Source organism: Pseudomonas amygdali, from assembly GCF_002699855.1.
In the GTDB taxonomy this organism is placed as follows: Bacteria; Pseudomonadota; Gammaproteobacteria; order Pseudomonadales; family Pseudomonadaceae; genus Aquipseudomonas; species Aquipseudomonas amygdali.
Genome location: NZ_LKBW01000113.1, coordinates 28,760 through 50,192 on the forward strand (window position 1 = coordinate 28,760; position 21,433 = coordinate 50,192).

Below are 21,433 nucleotides of genomic sequence, written 5' to 3' on the forward strand. Positions count from 1 at the left end.
GAATCAGATGTCACCGCGGCGCCAGAACAACTCGTGTCGTCGCACAGCTTTGCGGAAGAATTCGTTTTCGCCTTCGGCCGGCCAGTGGCGACCGGCCAGAACGCGTTGCAACGTACGGCGCACACGGCGTTTGAACGGCATCGGCGGCAACAGGTCATGCATCATACCCAGCGCCATTGCCTTGTCGCGTTGGGCCGCAACCGATAAGTGCAGGCTGTACGGTACCAGCGGCAGACTGGCATCGAATACCGGCGGCAGGCTGATGCCACTGTAGGCATCGCCCATTGGCCAACGGTCGTTGTCGTGCAAGTGGTTGGCGTAACCGAGCACCACGTCTGGCTGCCATTCAAGACCGGCCAGCGCTTCACGCACGGCTGCCTGGGCACAGATATGGTCGGGATGCGGATCGATGGCCGGGTGCGGCATGACAATAACCTGCGGCCTGGCCTTGAGGACCAGTGCACGCAGGTCGGCGAGCAGGTTATTCCAGGTCGGCAGGCCGTCATCGCCGGGCAATGGCAGCGTATTGAACTGGCGAAACAGGCGGGTATCGCTCAGATCCGCCTCACGCGAGCCAATCGGCATATCCGGCGCAGCCTGCATGGCGGGCAATTGCAGGCAGAAATAGCCCAATTGCACACACTGCGACTCGGGCACCCCGCCCCAGCGCGCCACGGCGATACTGTCCCAGGCCCGCAAGCGGCCCTTCATGCGCGCAGCTTCGGCGCGCTGCATGCCCATCTGGCGATAATGTTCAGCCTCGATCTCACCGGCGGTCAGCGTGACAATCCAGGCTTCCTCGGCCTGGCTGTAAAGCCCGAACGCGGCGAGCTCGGCATCGTCGGCATGCGGTGCGATGACCATGACACGCTGCTTTCGCGCATCCGCCTGACGAAACAGCCAGAGGCGCGGCGTACCAGCAAGACGACAGAAACGTCCGCGCAGTTGCAGGGCACCCGCAGCCAGCGGCTCACCAAGCCCGGTCAGGTTCAGATAACGCACGCCGCAAACGCCACGCTCGAAGGCCTGCCGGTCACTCAAGGCCTGCCCCTGCAACTCCACCACCGGGTCGAGAAAACGTCCCAGCCAAGTGCTTTTTACTGTCAGTGCCAGTATCAATGTTTCGTCGCCGTTCAGTTGCACGGCGGGGTCGATCAGCAACGTGCCACCGTCCAGGCGGACGCCTGGTACTTCGCTGTCGGCCGGAAAACTGTACTGATAGTCGTCGGCGGGTGAATAAAACAGATGATCGGCAAACCAGGCCTCATGGGCGACCCATGCGCAAACAGCCACGAGCGGCACCAGCCACCAGAACGTCAACACGCCGATGGCAATCAACAGCAGCAGGCCACCCAGTAACGCCAGCCGCTTGTTACGGCGATGGCGCTTGAGCAACTGTTGCTTGCGACTCAAATCTGGAACACCGGAACGGGGTTGCACCATCGGTCCTTGTACTCGCGGTCGGCACGACCAAAGGAAAAACGCAGTGATTTGCCCAAGGCGCGGGCGTTCTCCCAGGCGGACTGGGTATTGACGAAACTCAGCACGCTGCCGGGGCTGAAGTCCCGGGTTTCGGGATCGACACCGCCGTTGACGTACTCGATGCTGACCCACTGCGGCGCTTCGACGCGATACACCAGTTGAATGGCAATCGGCGCATCGTTGAGAAACACCACCGAACCGATCAGCAGTTCACGCAGCAATTCGATGACCTCGGCCTTGTGCCGGGCACCGGTGGCCTCAAAGCCCCAGCGACGCTGAAACAGATCGCAATACATACTCGCCAGCTCGGCGCTGCTGAACTCGCTGACAGGCCTTACCGTGCCGCCAGCTTCCTCCAGCAAGCGAAGTTCACGACGCTGGTTGTAACGAAATTTCTTGGACAGTTCTTCAGGCGTACGCGCCATCGCCAGCGATTCGGTCTGCGGCCTGAAGGTGCTGATGCGGCTCTCGTTGAGCGCAGACACATAGCGGGCACGATGGCGGACCGGGACCTGAATGTCATCGGCCACCGGCAAAATCAGCTCGGCGTTGCCCAGGTCGAACAGGCCTTTCTTGCCGTGACGCTTGAGTTCGTCCTTGGACAGCGCCAGCGAACGCCCCCAGGTGGCAATCGCTGCCTTTACTTCGCCGCCCTGCTCCCAGGCCAGATAACGCACAGCAATACCGGAAAACGCCGACAGGCGCGCAACGACCAGCGGATGAGTGGCTACGCTGCCACCCAACCGTTGCCATGCCTGCTCGTAAGCAGCCGCGTCGATCTGCACCCAGCCACGCTCGCGCCAGCCTTTGAATCGATTGAGCATCAGGCCCCCGCCGTCAGGCTGGAGACTTGCGGCAGCCGCCAGAAGACATCGCGCACAGCATGATCGGAAAAGCGTTCGCGCAAACGCAGCAACATGCGCTCTGCGCAGTCCTGACGCTGCTCGGCGTCAAGACCGGCCATGTGTACCAGGCCGTGCGCCAGGCTGTGAACATCACCCAGCGGGAACAGCAGACCCACGTCTTCGACCACTTCCTTCGCGCCGCCGCAGGACGTTGCAACCAGTGGCACACCGGCCACCATCGCCTCTAGAAGGACCATACCGAACGGCTCGTGGTCAGAGCTCAGAGCGAATACATCGAACGCCTTGAAGTAGCGACGGGCGTCAGGCACCTGCCCAAGAAACAGCACCTGCGGACCAATGCCCAGCTCCAGCGCAAGCGCCTTGAGGTTTTCTTCCAGGCGGCCCTTGCCGAGAATCACCAGCTGGCTGTTCTCGGGAAGATTGGGCAGCGCTTCGGCAAAACCGCGCAACAGCGTGGCCTGATCCTTGTCGGGATGCAGGCGACCGACATTGGCGACAATCCAGGCCGATGCCGACAGCCCCAGCTCTGCGCGGGAATCTTCAGCGGAAAACTGACTGCCCTGCAGTTGCTCGACGTCGATCCGGTTGTACAACGTCTGAATGCGCTCGGCCGGCCACTTGGGCAGGCTGCTGCGCATGTCGTCGCGGACCGTATCGGAAACACCGAGTAGGCTCAGGCGCTTGCGAAACAGGTTGGCGAACAGCTTGCGACTGCGCCGGTGGTAATCGCCGAACGCATGATGCACACCGATCACCGGCAACTTCGTCGCCAACAGGGCGATGTACACCGGCTTGAAGCGGTGCGCGATGCAAAAGCTGAACGAGCGCGTCGCGGCAATTTTGCGCAGGTCACGGATGGCACCCAGCTTCAGGCCACGAATGGCGCTGGAGCTGTATTCCATGAACAGCACTTCGTCCGAGCCGCAGTCGGCGACCACGTCGGGGTCGGCGGCGCCGGTCAGAAACACCGTCGTCACCCGATAGCCCTTGTCGGCGAACAGGCTGGCGTATTGCCGCGCGCAGTCCAGAAACGGCCCGTCATAGCCGTGACAGAACTGCAGCACGTGACGATCAGCCGAGCGTGTCATAAGCCTCGACGCCCTCTTTTACCACCAGGATGTCTTCCATGATCAGGTACTCGAGGTCCGAGCCGAAGAACATGTTCAGCGCATCGGTCGGCGAACAGATCATCGGTTCGCCACGGCGGTTGAGCGAGGTGTTCAGGGAAACGCCATTGCCGGTCAGTTCTTCCAGCGCCTTCATCATGTCGTAGTAGCGCGGGTTGTATTCGCGCTTGAGCACCTGGGCACGGGAAGTGCCGTCTTCATGGACGACTTCCGGAACACGGGTTTTCCACTCTTCCGCCACTTCGAAAGTGAAGGTCATGAACGGTGCCGGGTGATCGATCTTGATCATCTGCGGCGCGACGGTGTCGAGCATCGACGGGCAGAAAGGCCTCCAGCGCTCGCGGAACTTGATCTGATGGTTGATACGGTCGGCTACCCCGGTAACGCTCGGGCAACCGATGATCGAGCGACCACCCAGCGCACGCGGACCGAACTCCATGCGTCCCTGGAACCAGGCGACCGGGTTGCCCTTGACCATGATTTCGGCAATCCGCTGTGGCGTATTGTCGATCTGACGCCAGACCGGCTTGCTCGGGTGACGGGCACAGGCCGCGATCACGTCTTCGTTGCTGTACGCCGGGCCAAGGTAGACGTGTTCCATCTTCTCGACTGGCACACCGCGAGCGTGGGACACATAAGCCGCGGCACCGACCGCCGTACCAGCATCGCCGGACGCAGGCTGCACGAACAGTTCCTTGACTTCAGGACGGGCAATGATGCGCTGGTTGAGCTTGACGTTCAGCGCACAGCCACCGGCGAAAGCGATCTTGCCGGTCTCCTTGAGGATGTCACCCAGGTAGTGATCCATCATCTGCAACGCGAGCTTTTCGAACAGTGCCTGCATGCTCGCGGCATAGTGAATGTAGGGCTCGTCGGCTACGTCGCCAACGCGTTTCGGGCCGAGCCACTCGATCAGCTTCGGCGAGAAGTAGAAGCCCTTGCCGTTCTCTTTATAGCGACGCAGGCCAATGACATTGGCCAGCTCGGTATTGATGATCAGCTCGCCGTTCTCGAACGTGGCCAGACGCGAAAAATCATACTTGCTGGCATCGCCGTACGGTGCCATGCCCATCACCTTGAATTCGCCGTCGAGCATCTCGAAACCGAGGAATTCAGTGATAGCGCCATACAGGCCGCCCAGCGAGTCCGGATCGAAGAATTCCTTGATCTTGTGGATCTTGCCGTTTTCGCCATAGCCGAAGAAGGTCGTGGCGTACTCACCCTTGCCGTCGATGCCCATGATCGCGGTTTTCTCGGTGAAACCGGAGCAGTGGTAGGCGCTGGATGCGTGGGCCAGGTGATGCTCGACCGGCTCGATCTTGATCTTTTTCGGATCGAAGCCCAGTTGCTCGAGGCACCAGACGATCTTGTTGCGGTAGCGCTTATAGCGGCGGTTGCCCATCAGCAACGCATCAAGGGCGCGATCCGGCGCGTACCAGTAGCGCTTGGCGTAGTGCCAGCGGGCCTTGCCGAACAGGCTGATGGGGGCGAACGGAATTGCAACCACGTCGACGTCCGAAGGCTTGATGCCTGCCTGTTCCAGACAGAACTTCGCCGACTCGTAGGGCATGCGGTTCTTCGCGTGTTTGTCACGAACGAAGCGCTCTTCTTCAGCCGCTGCTATCAGCTTGCCGTCGATATAAAGCGCTGCGGAAGGATCATGGCTAAGGGCGCCGGACAGGCCAAGGATCGTCAATGCCACTAGGGTCTAGCCTCTTTAGTCTGCATGCAGGCGCATTGCGCCCGAGAAAAGGTGTGCCCCCGCACAGCGGGCTGAGGGCAGCTAAAGGGCGGGATTATAACGTAATGACCAAGGATTGGCTCGACGCGCTGAAATGTCATCGGGGATGCCCGCCAGACGGCGTAGGAAACATCTCTTTCTCAGCATCAATAACTATCTACGACCTGACGCCCGTTGCTTCTGATTAATTGAGGTCAATCGTCGCCGGCCCTAAGGCCGTCGCTCAAACCTCAGCGCCTGAAGCGCGCAATGGAACGCCTGTCATGACACAAACACTGTCCTCTTTGGCTATAACGCCTACACCACTGAAACCTGCCGATACCTGGCCTGCCGCCTCCGCCGCACTGAAAAGGCTCGATGAACTGCGCACACTTCTGGCCATCGAGCTGAAGGCCCAGCCTGGCCCGGGCGAAGCGCTGTTGACTGCGCTTGGCGGTGCCGATGTTTCTGAAAGGGAACTGGAAATATTCAGCCTGCTGCAACAGACCGATGACTACTGGACAGACCCTGGCAAAAACGCTGAAAGCCGCCGCGACCGGCTTGTACCTGCCTTGCAGCGAGCCTTGCGTGATGAAGCCAGCGTCAGGATTCACGAGCGTGATCTGGAGAGTGGCTATCTTGTCTGCCTGCCGGACTCGCCCGATCAAAGCCCGGCGCTCACTTACGCCTCGCTGCATGTGCAACTGCACGATGACGAACACGTTAAAATGGCAGGCGCGCTGGCGATATCCGAGGAACAGGGACGCACGCTGCTGATGTTACCCGGGCTCGGTATCATGGGCTTTGCCACGCAGGCACTGATGCTCGCAACCCTGGCGCGCTGGCTCAACACAGCGATGTTGCAGGATGCTCTTCTGAACACGATGGAAAGGCGTCATCAAGATCAGCTTTTCAAGATCATCCAGGACGCCGACCTTTACCTTGAGCCATTCAAGGCTGAAGACCTGCAACTACAGCCGGTCACCACCACCCCCTTCATGCATGCCCTGGATCGCCTGCTGAACAAACAGCGCAATGACATTCGCCATGCGTGCGAACGACCTGATACTGAAGACCGGGCAACACGTCAGGCGCTGATTCAGGCAGCCATCGACATGCGCGGCCTGCTTGGCCCTGCCTACATGCTCGAACTGCGCGAACTGGCCAGATATCGCCAGTTGGGCAAAAAGAGTCGCTCTGGCTCTCATGAGTTCAAGTACTACCTGCACGACGTCAATCGCGGCGCCTTGAACAACTCGAGCAGCGAATACGACTACTACCACCTGATCAAGGAAGCCCACCGTCACGGCATCGAAGTGCGCCCGTTCAGCTCGTCGATAAGCTACCCGTTTTTCGGCCATTCGGTGCTGGCCGCCGCTGATGATCCGGCAGCGGCCAGCAAAATGAGCAACTTCTTCGGGCACAGGCTCATCAGCCAGGACATCGCACCCGGCTCTTCCAAACGCTGGGTCGCACTGCTCGACCAGAAACTTGCCACGACGCATGATCAGGTGCCCGGCATTGCCGAGATGCAAGGGGTCGTCAGTGTGCATGTTCAGGACATACCGGCAGGACGCCCGACCCGCATAAGTGAAGGTACCGACGGGCCGCATCAAAACACGCCGACTCGCTGTGACTTCACCATCGCGTTTGCCGACCCTGCGCTGCCGGGCATTCCGCTGCCCCCCCGCCACCCCTGTGGATGACATGCTGATCCGAGAACTGAGGGGCTCCGTTGCCGAGGGCGAGCATTGGGCGGGCCAGTACGGGTTTGTCCACGGCGAAAACACTACCTGGCTACGCGTACCACCCGAAGAGTGGACTGCCGACAGCCCGATGACAGCGATCCAGCAATCCTTGGCCGACGCGACCTATGAGATGCCGCTTGATACCAGAACGACGCTTCATACATTGGCGAACTTCGAAAGGAAAGGGCTCGACATGGAGTATTTTTTTGAAGACACAAAACTCGACACTGTTCGCAATACGTTCGCCCAGCGCCGCAAAAATCTGCAAAAGGACGCCGCCACGATCAGATCAGCCCAACTGCCACCTCGCCCGACATTGCCAGCCATCGAGCCACAGACGAGCACGGCGGGGCTGCTTGAAACCCTGTACCGTCACACGGAAGGCATCGTTATCGGCGAGTCGCATTTTTCTGTTTCGAGCAAAAAACTGATTATCGACAACCTGCCATTGCTGGCGCGGCAAAACGTCAAGACGCTGTACATGGAGCACCTGCTGACCGACCTGCATCAGGCGGACCTGGATCGTTTCTTCGAAACCGGCCAGATGAGCAAAACGTTGTTGCATGACCTGAAAATCCTGGACCGTGGGCATCACACCGATCCGGACAAGGTCTATAACTTCGAACAACTGATCATCAAGGCGCGGCAGTACGGCCTGGAGGTCCGCGCTATCGACTGCGCAAGCAGCTATCACCTCAAAGGCATTGCCAGGGAAGAGTCCATCACCCGCCAGCAGATGATGAATTACTTTGCGTCGCGCACAATCCGCAGGCATCAGGACGTGATGGGTTCCCACAAATGGATCGCGCTGGTTGGCAACAGCCATTCCAATACCTACCAGGGCGTTGTACCCGGTATTGCAGAACTGCAAGGAGGGATCGGTCTGCGGGTTATCGATGTGGCACCAGGGAAATCGACCGGCGTAGTACCGGATCCGGGAGAGCTTGTTACGGGAGGCATAACCAATGAACAGGTCTACATCAAGGGCGATTACCGAGTGGCTATGGAAGTGTCGCGCCCAGAGTCAGCCAGGCTCTTGAGCATTGACCAACGCCTCTTCAAGCCGGGAATGTTTCTGGTGCAACAGGGCGAAGGCGATTTGCAGACCATCGTCCATCGTGCTCGTGACACATGGATTCATCGCACACCGGTGCAGCGCAATGCCGAGGGCAAACTGTATCTGGAGCGTGTGCGTTGGCCGCGTATCCACCTCAAACCCTTCGACGACATGGACGCGCTGGTGACGGCCCTCGAGGCGATGAACCTCACCCGCATTGCCTGAGAGGCCAGGCTCAGTCTGGCGTGATCTTCGGCAAGCGCTGCTCCAGTATCTGGTGCAGCGCACTCTGCACCGGCCAGTTGCGCATAAACCGCGCCCGGTCACGCGCGTAGGCTGCTGCAAAGGACGATTGAGAACTGTGCTGCTGCATGGCATCCAGGTCGATCATCGCCCAGCGATCGGTGTGCCAGAACAGGTTATGCCCCTTGAAATCACCATGACTGATACGCGCCTGGATAAGCTGTGCGAACAGCGTGTCCAGCGCCAGCAGTTCGGCCTCTGGTGCATCACCGGTTGCCACATGGGGAGCGAAGCGCTCGATGATGTCCGGTCCCTCGATAAACTCGGTCACCAGCCAGGCTTTGCTGCGCAAGCCGAGAAAACGCTTTTCCTGAACTGCCAGCGGTTTTGGCGTGGCGATGCCGAGAAATATCAGGCGGTTACCTTCGCGCCATGAATGCCAGGCCCGGCTGGGACGCCAGAAGCGCTTGAGCCAGTGACTGAAATTCTTGATGTTGTAACGCTTGATGACCAGCGTACGACCACTGATTTCGACACGGCCGACGCTCGCAGCGCCACCGGTCTTGTACAGATGCCCCTTGCCGAGCAGGGCATCAGCCTGAGCCAGCACCGGTAGCATCGCGGGTTCTTCCTCGCGACGAACAGCACGGAACACCGAAGCGCTGTCCTCGACGCTGAACAGACTGCAATCGCGCACGGTCTTGCTCATGAAGTCCTTGAGCCGCCAGCTGCGAACCTTGTCGATCTGCTTTTGCAGCGCCTCCATCGGCAAACCATGTTCGGCGTTGCTCAACAGGTAATGCACCAGCAACTCTTCAGTGAAGGGCTCGAAAGACCTGGGCAACTGGGCGAAGAACACGCCGAGGTTTTCCAGCACCTTTTGCCGGGACAACGGTTTGCCGGCCTGCTCGGCGCGAATGCCAGCACCATCAATCAGGTACAGCCGGCCTTGGTGGCGCAGCAGATTGTCCAGATGCAGATCTTCCTGCCACAAGCCTTTGGCGTGCTGTTGAGCGATGGCGCTCAGCGCCTCGCCGAGCACGGCTTGCTGCTCATCCGCCAGCGGTGGCAGGTGCTGGACAGCATTCCAGGCATCGCCCAGGCTTGACGCCTGCTCCAGAAACTCGAACAGCAGCCAGCCACCCTCGCCATCCTGCAAACCGTCGGCCAGCAGCAGCGGAGTGGTCAGCCCCTGTTGGGCAAGCAGACGCACCCCGGCCAGTTCACGCTGAAAGTGCCGGGCCGCTTTGTCGCCCACCAGCAGTTTTGCCAGCACCGTTCGGCCTCGCCAAACGCCTGCGCCCACATAGCGCTGCCCCGGCAATACCCGCAGCAGGGTCAATAATTGCAGTTCAGCCGAACCGGCAGCATCGGCCAGCGTCAGACTCATCGGCAACTCGGGGGTACGTCCGGCATTCTTGAGTTCAGACAAGCGCATCAACGGGTCTCTTTATCATCGCGGTGTTGAAGGTCTCGTTTGTGAGCGCTGCGCTTGCCCAAACGCGCATTCCAGGCATCGACCAGCAAGCTGTCCGGAGTGGCTTGCAGATAAGCCGCCAACAGTTCGCGGCGATCGGCCTCATTCCACATCGGCGCGCGGCGCAGCAGCGGTTCGAGGTCCCGGGCAAGGTCACGCTTGCCGGAGATCACCGGACGGGTTTTCTCCAGGTCGATCAATTGCGCCTGGTAGCCCTTTCCCACCGCCTGCAGAAAAATATGCTTGGGATAAAAGCAGCCATGAACCTGTCCGGCGCCGTGCAGCGTGCGCGCCAACTGGCCGCAGGCGTGAAGTACCGCCAGACGCTGGACGCTCTCCATCTGGTTCCACTGCTGCAACAGTTCGTCAAGATCGGTCCAGCCGTCCAGCGCACGCGTCATGAGGATCGCCCGGTATTCCCCGTCGACCTTGCGCTCGCCATAAAACACCGCTTGCAGCGCTGGAATGCCCAGCTTGCGGTAGCGACTGATGTTACGAAACTCACGAGAGAAGGACGGCTCGCCAAACGGATGATGCAACGTGTGGGTCAGGTAATTGCTCTGGCGCTTGAGGTAAAACCCCTGACCGTCCAGGTCGAGACGGAACACACTGCTCCAGCCGCCGCGCCCGGTATTGGGCTCGTCGACCGCATCGAGCCTGATGTTCCAAAGCGATTCAAAATCAGCCAGGTTGTGACGCGCCAGTAACGGCTGGTCGGCACTGGCAATAAAAACGCTCATTCACGGCCCTCGAAAAAGCTGACGATATGTCGGATACGTTTCTTGTCGGAGGCGTTCAACCGTGTTCGCTGACGGTACTGCAGGTAGAAGCGCAGGCGCTGGGTGGCCGACAAGTGATACTTCGCGACCTTGTCCAGGCACGCCAGATCCTTGGTGATCCGATAGCGCAGCATGAAGCTCCACCAGAATGCGCCATTAGGGCAATCGATGAAAAACAGCCGGCCTTCGTCATCAACCAACAGGTTGCGCCATTTCAAATCATTATGTGTGAAATGGTTGTCGTGCATGGTCCGGGTACAGGCAGCCAGCTGGTGACTTACAGCGTCGACCCATTGCCGGTCGGCCAGTCGCGGATCCTTGCGTTGCGCCAGCGCAGACAAGTCTTCGGTATTGGGCAAGCCGCGAGTGATCAGTGCGCCGCGATCATACGCTGCGCCGTTGCGCTCCAGCCCCCAGGCCACCACTTCTGCCGTGGGAATGCCCCATTTGGCAAAACGCTTGAGGTTCTGCCACTCGGACTTGACCCTGGGCTTGCCGATGTAACGGCGCAGGCCTTTGCCCGCACCTACGTAGCGTTTGACGTAGTAGTAAACCCCGGCGCGCTCGACGCGGATGACGTCGGACAGCGGGTCTCGGGTCAACTGCTGGCCTTGCAAGGCAAACACGGAATCCAGACTGCCGAAATCCTGCTGCAGAAAAGCGTACTCGGGCTCAAGCTTCCAGCCCGCCATCAGAGCGCATCCCCGTAGCGCACTTTGCGCTGATACAGCTTGTCGGCCTTCTTCTCCAGCCAGCTCAGCAGCGGCGCTTCCTTGAGCAGTATTTCGCGCAGCGGTTTCTGGAAATAACCCTTGAGAAAACGCAGCTTGTCGCGTCGCGTGAGGCCAATGTCCAGCGCTGAAAAGTACAGCGCGGCCAGGTCCTTGTTGCGCCAGCGCGGCGTGATCGCACGTCGGGTCTGAGCACGGTGCAGGTCGATGACCGACAATCTGAAATCGTCAGCGGTGACCGGCGTATCGGTGTGCAGCAGAAAATGACAGATGTAACAGTCGCGATGGTTCACGCCGGCGCGGTGCATCATGCCGACCAAGCGGGCAACTTCGGCGATAAACGCTCTTTTCAGACGGGGCTCGGGCGGCTGGGTGCGCCAGTTGAGGCTTACGTCTTCCAGGCTGGTAGTCGGGGCCAGCTCTTCAGTGACAATAAACGAATGCTGCGCGGCAGGGTTGCTGCCACGTTCACCATAGGCCACGGCCGTCATGGTCGGCACGCCGACTTCATGCAGACGCTCGATGGCGTCCCACTCCTTGCCCGCGCCCAGCACCGGCAACTTGGCAGTAGCCAGGTTCTTGGCGATTTCGCCCCAGCCGATGCCACGGTGGATCTTGACGAAGTAGCCACGCCCGTTGACCTCGGTGCGCAGCGTGCGGCGTCCTTCCAGCTCGCGGTAGACCTCGCCGCTCAGGCCCTCGACCTCGACGAACGCATCGCGTCCGGCCCACAGGCTCTTGAACGGTTCAGCCAGGAACAGCTTCATCAATAGTGCTCCGCCAGAATCACATCCGCAGCGTGTTGCGGCATGCTGTAAAGGTCCGCTGTGTCAGCAAAGGCCAGGCCATTGCGACCCCAGGCGCTGCGCGCGTCATCATCCTCAAGCATGTCCGACAGGTAGCGATTGAGTTGTACCTGATCGAACGGCTCGTCCAGCACCCGCCCGCAGTCAGCTTCGGCTATGTAATGGGCGTACCCGCAGACTGCACTGACCAGAACCGGCAAACCGGCGACCAGTGCTTCAAGCAATACGGTGCCAGTATTCTCGTTGTAAGCCGGATGAATCAGCAGGTCGGCGCCCAGCAGAAAACGCGGAATATCGCTGCGCCCTTTCATGAACGTCACCTGGTCGCCCAGGCCCAGCGCCGCGCTTTGCAACTGGAATACTTTGGGGTCGTCCTGGCCGATTACAAACAGGCGGGTACGCTTTTTGAGCTCGGCAGGCAACGCCGCTAGCGCCTTCAGGCTGCGATCGACGCCCTTTGTCTTGAAACCGGAGCCGATCTGCACCAATAACAGGTCTTCGTCGGCAAGCCCGAATTCCTTGCGAAAGCCAGCACGGATGTCTGGTGCGTCCGGCGGTGCGCGGCGATCCTGGGAAATGCCCGGTGGCAGCAAATGAAAGCGCGACGGCGGGGTGTCGTAATGCTTGATGAACAGCGGCTGCTGTACTTCGGAAATCATCAACACCTGAGTTTTCGAATCTTTAGCGAACACCGCGCGCTCGTAGTCAGCAAAGTGGCGATAACGGCCCCACTTGCGATACAGCGGGCTGCGCAGGTTCTGCGCCTTGTCCTCGAAGCAGCCGTCGGCGGCGTAATACACATCCAGACCGGGCATCTTGTTGAAACCGATCAGACGGTCCACCGGGCGCCTGGCCAGGTCTGCTTCCATCCACGCCGTGAGCTTTTCATTGCGTCGATGATTGAAGAAAGCCTTGACCGGCGCTACCAGCACTTCAAAACCGGGCGGCACATCGCCTTCCCAGATCAGGGTGTAGACGCGGATCTGGTGGCCGCGCTGCTGGCACTCCAGAGCAATGCGCATGAAATCGCGTTGCAGACCGCCGAACGGAAAGTATTTGTAGAGTACAAAAGCCAGTTGCATCAGCCAAGTTCCTTTGCCAGCAACAGCGCGCCCAGTTGGCTCGCTACTCGCTCGGGATTCAAACGAGTGAAGCACATCGGCCACTCGCGTTTAAGGTCGAACCGGCGCTGATCATCGGCGGTCGGTTGGTACGTGCATTTCTTTTGCAGGCAAGGTGTGCAGCCCGGATAGTCGCTGGCCAGATGCACCTGCGACTTGCCATACGCTCCGGTCAGGCCCGGGTTGGTCGGGCCGAACAGGGAAATGGTCGGCACGTCCAGTGCGGCGGCCAGGTGTCCGATTCCGGTATCCACCGCAACGCAGGCCTGTGCGCTGGCCAATACCCGCGCTACACCCGCCAGATTCAATTTCGGCAGCACGTGTGCGCTGTCCAGACCGTCGGCAATGCGCTCGGCGCGTGCCTTTTCTGCCGGGTTGCCCCATGGCAATTGCACCTGCAGGCCGCGAGCCGCCATCAGTTCGGCCAGTTGTCGCCAGTACAACTCGGGCCAGTGCTTGGTGTCCCAGGTTGTGCCATGCAGGAATAGCACGAACGGAGCCTGCAACGTGTCATCCAGAGTCGCCAGGGGCTTGAGGCCGTAGTCGCCCATACCGGACGGCTGTGAATAACCCAATGCCTGAGCGAACAACTGACGCAGTCGTTCGACCGCATGCTGCCCGCGCGGCACTGCAAAAGCGCGGTCATAAAAGCGACTGGCGACCGGTTCGCGTGCCGAGTCGCGGTCCAGCCCCGCCACCGGCGCATCGACATAACGTGTCAGCCAGGCACTTTTGAACAAGCCCTGAGCGTCAATCACCAGATCGTAGCGCTGTTCGCGCACCTGATGTTTGAAGCGCCGCCACTCCCCCGACCTGAAGGTCTGCCAGAGGTGCTTGCGCCAGCGGCGGATCGCCACCGGGATCACCCTGTCGACCGCTGGGTGCCAGGCGGGAATTTCGGCGAAACCCTCTTCCACTACCCAGTCAAAGCGGATGCCGGGCAGCGCTCGCTGCGCATCGGTCAGTGCGGGCAAGGCATGGATCACATCGCCCAGCGAAGAAGTCTTGATCAGCAGTACCCGCAAAATCAGGCGACCTCCACCGGCGTGCTGTTCAGGCGGCTCAGCGCCTGAATCACGGCGTCCGGTTCAAGCAGACGCATACAGTTGTAATGGCCGAAACGGCAGGTGCGCTCAAAGCACGGGCTGCACTCTATACCCAGGCGCACCACTTCCACTGCGTCGGCCAGCGGTGGCGTGAAGCCCGGCGAGGTCGAACCGTAGACGGCCACCAGCGGGCGGTTCAGCGCTGCGGCCACATGCATCAGGCCGGAATCGTTGGACACCACCGCGTCAGCACACGAGAGCAGGTCGATGGCTTCGGCCAGCGAGGTTTCACCACTGAGGTTGACCGACTCCTCACGCAGACCGGGAATCAGTTCCTGGCGAATACTCTCGCCGACCGGGTGATCCTTTTTCGAGCCGAACAGCCAGACTTGCCAGCCTTCGCGAATGCTGGCGTCGGCGACTTGTGCGTAATGCTCGGCAGGCCAGCGCTTGGACTCGCCGAACTCTGCACCTGGGCATAGTGCCAGCACCGGACGATCGAGGGTCAGCCCGAACTTGCTCAACGCCGCATCGCGAGTCGCGGTGTCGATGCGCAGGCTGGGCTTGGGATAAGGACGCGGCAATTCGGTGCTCTTGTCGAATGCCAAAGCCATGAAACGCTCGATCATCAGCGGATAGCGCTGTTTGTCGAGGGTGCGCACGTCATTGAGCAGGCCATAGCGGAATTCACCGCGCCAGCCGGTACGCTTCGGTATACCGGCAAAAAAGGGCACCAAAGCGGATTTCAGCGAGTTGGGCAGCAGGATAGCCTGATCGTATTGGCCAGCCAGGGACTTGCCGATCCGGCGACGGGTCGCCAGCTCGAGGGCACCGTGACCCAGCGGGAAACTGAGCGCAGCACGAACCTGCGGCATGCGTTCCAGTATCGGACGGCTCCATTCAGGGGCCAGCACGTCGATTTCGCACTCGGGATGACGCTGTTTCAGACACTGGAACAGCGTTTGTGCCATCGCCATGTCACCGACCCAGCTAGGCCCAACGATCAGAATTTTCATGTTCTATCCAAAAACGACCAGAAACGATCAGGGAGGCCGATCAGACTGCGTGACATCCCCACACAACCTGTCGCCTCCCTGTCATAGCTTTATATAGTGTTGCAGCGGAATATGGCGTTGCCGCGCGGCTCAGCTCAAACCCATCTGCGTCCAGATCCGCATCACCTCACGCCGCTGGGCATGAAACTGATCGCCGCTGACCACGCCCGCCTGCTTCTGTAAAGCCTGACGATGCGCTGCCGAGCGGTACGCCTTGTAGGCTTCGCGCAACAGGCCGGCGTCCGTGCCAGGCAACAGTCCGGCGTCCTCAAGCCCTTCGAGAATCCGAATGTTGTCGGTGTATTGCAGCAGCGCTGGATGCTCTCTGGACCACGCCAAGGCGGCGTATTGCACCATAAATTCGATATCGACGATACCTCCGGCGTCCTGCTTGAGGTCGAACGGCACCGACGCCTCGAAGGCATTGGCCGCCCTTCCGGCTGCTGTCACGCGGGTGCCGAGGTTGTCGCGCATCTTGCCGCGCATCTCGCTGACTTCGGCGCGCAGCTTGTCCAGATCACGCTCGCGCCCCAGCACATCGGCACGGACTTTTTCGAACTGCTCGCCAACATCGCGACTGCCGGTCATCACCCGCGCACGCACCAGCGCCTGATGCTCCCAGGTCCAGGCTTCATTGGCCTGATAACGGGCGAAGGCCCCCAGCGAACTGACCAGCAACCCGGATGCACCCGACGGCCGCAGGCGCATGTCGACGTCATACAGCTGACCGGAGTTGGTTTGCGTGGTCAGCAAATGGATCACCCGCTGCCCCAGACGAGTGAAGAACTGCGCGGTGTCGATCGGTTTGGCACCGTCGGTCTCGGCCTCCAGATCGCCATCATGAATGAACACCAGATCCAGATCGGAGCCGTGCCCCAGCTCGATGCCGCCGACCTTGCCGTAGCCGACAATCACGAAACCTGGGTCGCACAACGTGCCGTCCGGGCGCGAGGGCGTGCCGTGGCGAGCCACGCTGTAGCGCCACGCCAGCGCCAGCACCTGGTCCAGAATGGACTCGGCCAGCCAGGTCAGGTAATCACTGACTTTCATCAATGGCAGACTGCCAGATATCTCGGACGCCGCAACCCGCAGGCTGTGGGCCAGCTTGAAATGCCGCAGGGCTTCCATCTGCTGCTCGAGATCGTCCTCCGGGATACGAATCAGCCGCTCACGCAGCTCGGCCGCCAGCTCTGGTGCCAACGGCGGATTGAACAGGCGACCTTCATTGAGCAGCTCATCGAGCAGCAGCGGGAAGCGTGCGATCTGCTCCGCAATCCATGGGCTGGCAGCGCACAGGGTCAGCAGTTGTCGCAACGCATCGGGGTTTTCGGTCAGCAACACCAGATACGCCGAGCGCCGGGCGACCGCTTCTACCAGCGGCAGCACACGTTCCAGCACCAGGTCGGGCTTCTCATGCTCTACCGCCTGAGCCAGCAACCGAGGGATGAACGCATCCAGCCGCTCACGACTCAGACGCTGCATCGAACGCAGATTGGGACTGCTGCGCAGGCTGGCCAGATTTTTCAGTGCCTTTTCCGCATCGACGAAACCGGCCTGCAACAGCTGGCGACCCGCGGCTTCCTCGTCCTGGGACTCTTCCCACAGGGGCAGCCACTCGCCACCCACCGCGACCTCACTGTCGTCCTGCTGCTCATCGTCAGGATCAGAATCGGGGGCGGCGATGACCTGACGGAAATGCCAGGACACCCGACTGCGCCAGTACATAAGGCGCTCGTGAAAACTGACCCAGTCGGCAAAGCCCATGATCAGGGCAATGCGTGCCTGATCCTGATCGTTGTCCGGCAACATTTGCGTCTGACGGTCGGCAATCGCCTGAATCGCGTGCTCGGTATAACGCAAAAACTCGTAACCCTCGCGCAGCTCTTCAGTCACCGCCGAAGGCAGATAACCCTGCCCTTCAAGGGTTTTCAGCACTTTGAAAAGCGGGCGCTGTTGCAGGCTCAGGTCGCGGCCACCGTGGATCAGCTGGAACGCCTGGGCGATGAACTCGACTTCGCGAATACCCCCGGCACCGAGCTTGATGTTTTCCGCCATGCCCTTGCGCTTCACTTCCTGCTGAATCAGCTGCTTCATGGTGCGCAGCGCTTCAATGGCCGAGAAGTCCAGATAACGGCGATACACAAACGGGCGCAACATATCCAGCAGCTCGGCACCTGCCGTCTGATCGCCGCCGACCACTCGCGCCTTGATCATCGCGTAACGTTCCCAGTCGCGGCCCTGATCCTGGTAATACTGCTCCAGCGCGTTGAAGCTGAGCACCAGCGCCCCGGAAGAACCGTAGGGCCGCAGGCGCATGTCGACCCGGAACACGAAACCATCGACAGTCACCGGGTCCAGCGCCTTGATCAGCCGTTGCCCCAGGCGAATGAAAAACTCCTGATTGTCCAGCGCACGCTTGGTGCCCTGCGTCTCGCCGCCCTCCGGGTAGGCAAAGATCAGGTCAATGTCCGACGAAAGGTTCAGCTCGACCGCGCCCAGCTTGCCCATGCCAAGAATGACCATGTGCTGCGGCTGCCCCGAGTGACGACCGGTAGGTGTGCCGAACTGCTCGCAGTGCCGTGGATACAGCCATTGGTAGGCCAGGTCGATCGAGGCATCGGCCATTTCCGACAGGTCGCGGCAGGTTTCGATCAAATCTGCCTGACGGGTCAGATCGCGCCAGATGATTCGCACTTGCTGGCGTGCGCGCTGCCGACGTAGATTACGCCCCAGCTCGTCATCACTCGCGGCGCTCGACAGGGCATCGGCAATCTGACCGCGCAATTGGCCAGCAGAGAAGCTACGCTCCAGCTCGCCCGAATCGGCCAGTTGCAGGAGCATCTGCGGGTCACGGCAAATTTGCTCGGTGACAAAATCACTGGCAGCGCCAACCCTGTCGAACGCCTTGCGGCGCTCCTCGGGCCAGGCCTCGAAAGACGCCAGCGCGTCCTCTGACAAAGCAGTGAGCGCGGCCTGGAACGTCTGGCGGGCACGGGTAATCAATGGCAGCAGAATGGCCGGAAATTCAGCCAGTAAAGGTAGGCTCATGGTCTATCCTTGATCGGCGTGCAAACGCCCGTCTGTCATGACGGCAAGACGCATCTGCCAGCACCGCTTGTCGAACAAAGGTTATAAATTGCTGGAAAAATCAAATTAGAAGCATAAAAATCCGCTTTTTCCCTGCAAGATATTCAATAGCAATCAACAGTAACGTCTTAAGTTACAAGACAACAGGAGCGATTGAGTCGCTTCTCTGTAGTTTTACTACTGGGTCCGATACTCGGAGGGCTGAAATCGTCGTCGATTTGTAGTAAAACTACACGCCGCAGGATCCCACCCTCCGGTAATCCAAGAATTTATGTCGTCTGCCCACAAGGCCAGTCGCAAACTCAGGCAACCGATTCTGGAAGCCTTTCCGCCCTGGAGCAAGCCATGCAAGACCTCGATCCCGTCGAAACCCAGGAATGGCTGGACGCCCTGGAATCGGTTCTCGACAAAGAAGGCGAAGACCGCGCTCACTACCTGATGACCCGTTTGGGCGAGCTGGCCACCCGTAGTGGTTCGCAGCTGCCGTACGCCATCACTACGCCATACCGCAACACGATTCCTGTCACCCACGAAGCACGCATGCCTGGCGACCTGTTCATGGAACGCCGCATTCGCTCGCTGGTGCGCTGGAACGCATTGGCAATGGTCGTCAAAACCAACCTGAACGACCCGGATCTGGGCGGCCACATCTCCAGCTTCGCCTCCAGCGCCACGCTGTACGACATCGGCTTCAACTACTTCTTTCAGGCCCCGACCGACGAACACGGCGGCGACCTGATCTACTTCCAGGGTCACGCATCGCCAGGCGTCTATGCCCGTGCGTTCCTCGAAGGCCGTATCACCGAAGACCAGATGAACAACTTCCGTCAGGAAGTCGACGGCAACGGCCTGTCGTCTTACCCACACCCGTGGCTGATGAAGGATTTCTGGCAGTTCCCGACTGTATCGATGGGCCTTGGCCCGATCCAGGCAATTTACCAGGCACGCTTCATGAAGTACCTGGAACACCGCGGTTATATCCCGGAAGGCAAGCAGAAAGTCTGGTGCTTCCTGGGTGACGGCGAGACCGACGAGCCGGAATCCCTGGGCGCCATCGCTCTGGCCGGTCGCGAAAAGCTCGACAACCTGATCTTCGTCGTCAACTGCAACCTGCAGCGCCTCGACGGTCCGGTTCGCGGCAACGCCAAGATCATCCAGGAACTGGAAGGCGTGTTCCGCGGTGCTCAGTGGAACGTCACCAAAGTCATCTGGGGCCGTTTCTGGGACCCACTGCTGGCCAAGGACGTCGACGGTATCCTGCAACGTCGTATGGACGAAGTCATCGACGGCGAATACCAGAACTACAAGGCCAAGGACGGCGCGTTCGTCCGCGAGCACTTCTTCAACTCGCCTGAACTCAAGGCAATGGTTGCCGATCTGTCCGACGACGAGATCTGGAAACTCAACCGTGGTGGCCACGACCCGTACAAGGTTTATGCGGCCTACCAAGAAGCCGTCAACCACAAGGGTCAACCGACCGTGGTTCTGGCCAAGACCATCAAAGGTTATGGCACCGGCGCCGGCGAAGCGAAAAACACTGCACACAACACCAAGAAGGTCGATGTCGACAGCCTGCGTCACTTCCGTGACCGTTTCGACATCCCGGTAAAGGACTCCGAACTCGAAGCCCTGCCGTTCTACAAGCCGGAAGAAGGCAGCGCCGAAGCCCGTTACCTGAGCGAGCGTCGTGCTGCGCTGGGTGGCTTCGTACCTCAGCGCCGCGCGCAGAGCTTCAGCCTGCCGACGCCGCCACTCGATACCCTCAAGGCCATCCTTGACGGTTCGGGCGAACGTGAAATCTCCACCACCATGGCTTTCGTGCGCATCCTGGCGCAGCTGGTCAAGGACAAGGAAGTCGGTCAGCGCATCGTGCCGATCATCCCGGACGAAGCCCGTACTTTCGGTATGGAAGGCATGTTCCGCCAGCTGGGCATCTACTCGTCGGTCGGCCAGCTCTACGAGCCAGTCGATAAAGAACAAGTGATGTTCTATCGCGAAGACAAGAAAGGCCAGATCCTCGAGGAAGGCATCAACGAAGCGGGCGCCATGTCCTCCTTCATCGCTGCCGGTACTTCGTATTCCAGCCACAACCAGCCGATGATTCCGTTCTACATCTTCTACTCGATGTTCGGTTTCCAGCGTATCGGCGACCTGGCATGGGCTGCTGGCGACAGCCGCACCCGTGGTTTCCTGATCGGCGGCACCGCCGGCCGCACCACGCTGAACGGCGAAGGCCTGCAGCACGAAGACGGTCACAGCCACATTCTGGCGTCGACCATCCCGAACTGCCGCACCTTCGACCCGACTTACGGTTACGAACTGGCAGTGATCATCCAGGACGGCATGCGCCGGATGTTCGAAGAGCAGCAGGACGTTTTTTACTACCTGACCGTGATGAACGAGTCCTACACCCAGCCAGCCATGCCGGCCGGTGCGGAAGAAGGCATCGTCAAGGGCATGTACCTGCTCGAAGAAGACACCAGGGAAGCGGCGCACCACGTCCAGTTGCTGGGCTCGGGCACCATCCTGCGTGAAGTTCGCGAAGCGGCGAAGATTCTCCGTGACGAGTTCAACATCGGCGCTGACGTCTGGAGCGTTACCAGCTTCAACGAACTGCGTCGCGACGGTCTGGCTGTAGAGCGTAACAACCGCCTGCACCCTGGCCAGAAGCCGGAACTGAGCTATGTTGAGCAGTGCCTCAACGGTCGCAAAGGCCCGGTCATTGCATCGACGGATTACATGAAGCTGTTCGCTGACCAGGTTCGTCAGTGGGTTCCAACCAAGGAGTATAAAGTCCTGGGCACCGACGGTTTCGGCCGTAGCGACAGCCGCAAGAAGCTGCGTCACTTCTTTGAAGTCGATCGTCACTTCGTTGTGCTGGCAGCCCTGGAAGCTTTGGCGGATCGTGGCGATATCGAACCTAAAGTGGTGGCGGAAGCCATCGCCAAGTTCGGCATCGATCCTGAAAAACGCAATCCACTGGACTGCTAAGAGTCTGCTTCAAGAGCGCTGATCAGAGCGTAAACAGCCGAGGATGCGGAATTTACCTACCGTAAATGAGCATCCAACGCTGTTTCGTTGTAACTGA

At 60.1% G+C, this 21,433-nt stretch carries 13 protein-coding genes and 1 pseudogene; 2 read left to right on the forward strand and 12 right to left on the reverse strand.

All coding sequences use genetic code 11. The features are described 5' to 3' along the window. Positions 1-3: 3 nt before the first annotated feature. From AO277_RS10545 to AO277_RS10560, 4 genes are read right to left on the reverse strand one after another with little or no spacing between them, the layout of a single operon-like run. Positions 4-1,413 (reverse strand): PIG-L family deacetylase, encoded by a 1,410-nt coding sequence (locus tag AO277_RS10545; protein WP_044318000.1) that lies wholly within the window; start codon positions 1,411-1,413, stop codon positions 4-6. Continuing rightward, a complete protein-coding gene (locus tag AO277_RS10550) occupies positions 1,410-2,306 on the reverse strand; it encodes an antimicrobial resistance protein Mig-14 (protein WP_044318001.1) in 897 nt (298 codons plus the stop codon). Before AO277_RS10550 ends, AO277_RS10545 begins: the two co-directional genes overlap by 4 nt. Continuing rightward, positions 2,306-3,436 (reverse strand): glycosyltransferase, encoded by a 1,131-nt coding sequence (locus AO277_RS10555; protein ID WP_044318002.1) that lies wholly within the window; start codon positions 3,434-3,436, stop codon positions 2,306-2,308. Before AO277_RS10555 ends, AO277_RS10550 begins: the two co-directional genes overlap by 1 nt. After that, positions 3,420-5,177, reverse strand: a complete 1,758-nt coding sequence (locus tag AO277_RS10560; protein ID WP_002551776.1) for a carbamoyltransferase family protein — start codon at positions 5,175-5,177, stop codon at positions 3,420-3,422. Before AO277_RS10560 ends, AO277_RS10555 begins: the two co-directional genes overlap by 17 nt. Before the next feature lie 1,169 nt (positions 5,178-6,346). On the opposite strand from AO277_RS10560, the pseudogene AO277_RS10565 reads away from it, so the two are divergent. Then, positions 6,347-8,225, forward strand: a pseudogene (locus tag AO277_RS10565) (membrane-targeted effector domain-containing toxin); the annotation flags it as partial. 10 nt (positions 8,226-8,235) lie between these two features. Here the strand turns inward: AO277_RS10565 and AO277_RS10570 are convergent. The 8 genes from AO277_RS10570 to glnE all read right to left on the reverse strand — a co-directional run bounded on the left by AO277_RS10570 (position 8,236) and on the right by glnE (position 18,306). After that, positions 8,236-9,681, reverse strand: coding sequence for a lipopolysaccharide kinase InaA family protein (locus AO277_RS10570; protein WP_044318003.1), 1,446 nt, complete (start codon positions 9,679-9,681; stop codon positions 8,236-8,238). Continuing rightward, entirely contained in the window at positions 9,681-10,460 is a 780-nt protein-coding gene (locus AO277_RS10575; protein WP_044318004.1) for a lipopolysaccharide kinase InaA family protein, read from the reverse strand. The genes AO277_RS10570 and AO277_RS10575 overlap by 1 nt, the downstream gene beginning before the upstream one ends. Continuing rightward, positions 10,457-11,191 carry a lipopolysaccharide kinase InaA family protein gene (locus tag AO277_RS10580; RefSeq protein ID WP_044318005.1) on the reverse strand — a complete coding sequence of 245 codons (735 nt, stop codon included), beginning with the start codon at positions 11,189-11,191 and terminating at the stop codon, positions 10,457-10,459. The genes AO277_RS10575 and AO277_RS10580 overlap by 4 nt, the downstream gene beginning before the upstream one ends. Next, positions 11,191-11,997 carry a lipopolysaccharide core heptose(I) kinase RfaP gene (gene rfaP, locus AO277_RS10585; RefSeq protein WP_005731084.1) on the reverse strand — a complete coding sequence of 269 codons (807 nt, stop codon included), beginning with the start codon at positions 11,995-11,997 and terminating at the stop codon, positions 11,191-11,193. Before rfaP ends, AO277_RS10580 begins: the two co-directional genes overlap by 1 nt. After that, on the reverse strand, positions 11,997-13,118 hold the full coding sequence (locus AO277_RS10590) for a glycosyltransferase family 4 protein (RefSeq protein WP_002551770.1): 1,122 nt from the start codon (positions 13,116-13,118) through the stop codon (positions 11,997-11,999). Before AO277_RS10590 ends, rfaP begins: the two co-directional genes overlap by 1 nt. Further along, entirely contained in the window at positions 13,118-14,182 is a 1,065-nt protein-coding gene (gene waaC, locus AO277_RS10595; protein ID WP_044318006.1) for a lipopolysaccharide heptosyltransferase I, read from the reverse strand. The genes AO277_RS10590 and waaC overlap by 1 nt, the downstream gene beginning before the upstream one ends. 2 nt (positions 14,183-14,184) lie before the next feature. Continuing rightward, complete coding sequence (gene waaF / locus AO277_RS10600) at positions 14,185-15,219, reverse strand: lipopolysaccharide heptosyltransferase II (RefSeq protein WP_044318007.1); 1,035 nt, start codon at positions 15,217-15,219, stop codon at positions 14,185-14,187. 129 nt (positions 15,220-15,348) lie between these two features. Further along, the gene (glnE, locus tag AO277_RS10605) at positions 15,349-18,306 is read right to left on the reverse strand and encodes a bifunctional [glutamate--ammonia ligase]-adenylyl-L-tyrosine phosphorylase/[glutamate--ammonia-ligase] adenylyltransferase (protein WP_044318008.1); all 2,958 of its coding nucleotides are present in this window, start codon (positions 18,304-18,306) and stop codon (positions 15,349-15,351) included. Positions 18,307-18,690: 384 nt separating this feature from the next. Between glnE and aceE the strand changes: the two genes are divergently transcribed. Then, positions 18,691-21,336 (forward strand): pyruvate dehydrogenase (acetyl-transferring), homodimeric type, encoded by a 2,646-nt coding sequence (aceE, locus tag AO277_RS10610; protein ID WP_044318009.1) that lies wholly within the window; start codon positions 18,691-18,693, stop codon positions 21,334-21,336. The last annotated feature ends 97 nt before the right edge of the window (positions 21,337-21,433 follow it).